We start from the raw sequence: 1,562 nt of genomic DNA, 5'->3' as shown, positions 1-1,562 counted from the left end.
CTCAGATTGTCGAGAAACCCTGCACTTTTTTCAAAGTACAGGGTTTCTCCCTTTTTAAGTGGTCACTTCAAGAGGGGAAATGGGGGGATTACCCCCTGTTTTCCAGGCGATCCAAGTGGATCGCCATCTTCTTCATATTCTGCACGGTTGCTGTCATCAGAGCTTGTTCCCTGACGTTTTGCAACCCGCGCAACCGGCAATAGCGAAACCCATGGAGCTCTTTGGCATCCGCGAAGCTTCGCTCAATCGTTTCTTTTCGTTTTCGGTATAAATACTTACCGGATCGACTGAGCCGGTTGTTTCGTACCCATTCCTTGCTGTCTTCCCAGACATGGCGCGTGACGACCTTGCGGTGATTCCGTGAACGGGTACATTGCTCCAGCATCGGGCAAGTCTTGCAGTGCTTCGGGTCGGAGGCATATTGCCGGTATCCTTCTCGATTCGTGGTGCGATACAACAATTCATGCTGGAGCGGACAAATATAACGGTTACGCTCGGCATCATAGGTAAACTTCCACTTCGGAAACAAGCCTTGGGTCGGATGAAATCTCCGGTGAGCAATCACGCCAAAGATCCCCCGTTCCTGCAATCCTTTGCAGATGGGGGTTGTTAAATAACCTGAATCCAGGGCAACGGCTTCAACTTCAAAACCAAATCGCTCTCGTTGGCGATCCAAACGCGACAAATACGGTACAGAATCATGAACGTTTCCCGGCGTGACGTGGACATCGGTAATCAGATTGTATTTTAGATCAACGGTCCGGTGATCTAAATAAAAGAATCCTTCCGGTTTGCCATCGCGAATCATATAACCGCTATCCGGGTCGGTTTTGCTCACCTTGATTTCTTTCTTCTCGACCACATCCTCTCTGGGTTTTAAAGCTTTTTTCCATGCGCCTTCCGGTCGGCTTCTACTGCGCCATTGAGTTCGTCCATGTAATCTCGTGTGTTTTGTAGAACCTGCTGTTTGGTGTACTGGTGTTTGTTCGCATTGGCCTTCACATGCGTGGAATCCGAAACCAGGACTCGTCCGCCGACCATGCGATGCTCGATTGCCTGCAGCACAATCTCATCGAAGATATCTTGAAAGATAGTAGTGTCTTTGAAACGAGTCCGTCGGTTCCAGCTAATGGTGGTATGGTCCGGAACTTTGTCTGTCAATCCCAAACCAAGAAACCAACGGTATGCCAGATTTGTCTGAATCTCGCGTTCCAGTTGACGTTCTGAACGGATGCCGTAAAAATAACCGAGGAAAATCATCTTAAATAACACGACAGGATCGATGGCTGGTCGCCCATTATCAGCACAGTAAAGCGGACGGACCTTTTCGTCGATGAAAGAGAAATCGATATACTTGTCCACTTTACGAAGCAGATGATCGTGGGGAACCAATTCTTCAATCGAAACAAACTCGTAAGCCTGCTGTTTTTCTCGGTTAGAACGCAACATATTTAACACCCTTCCGAACAGTTTATTTACTAAATATTATACAATATTAACGCGGTGTCGTGTTGAACTAAATACACAAAAAAATAGCTGTCGAGACTTTCTCGACAGCCTGA

General features: G+C 47.3%; 1 protein-coding gene. It reads right to left on the bottom strand.

The features are described 5' to 3' along the window. Positions 1 to 88: 88 nt before the first annotated feature. Positions 89 to 1,449 (bottom strand): IS1182 family transposase gene (locus CHH67_RS25680; protein ID WP_095268202.1). Its coding sequence is split into 2 segments (ribosomal slippage): positions 89 to 882 and positions 882 to 1,449, totalling 1,362 coding nucleotides; the frame shifts between segments, so codons are not numbered across the junction. Between the last annotated feature and the right edge of the window lie 113 nt (positions 1,450 to 1,562).

It is taken from the genome of Paenibacillus campinasensis (genome assembly GCF_002272015.1).
In the GTDB taxonomy this organism is placed as follows: Bacteria; Bacillota; Bacilli; order Paenibacillales; family Paenibacillaceae; genus Paenibacillus_AQ; species Paenibacillus_AQ campinasensis.
This window is presented reverse-complemented; position numbering and strand designations above follow the sequence as displayed.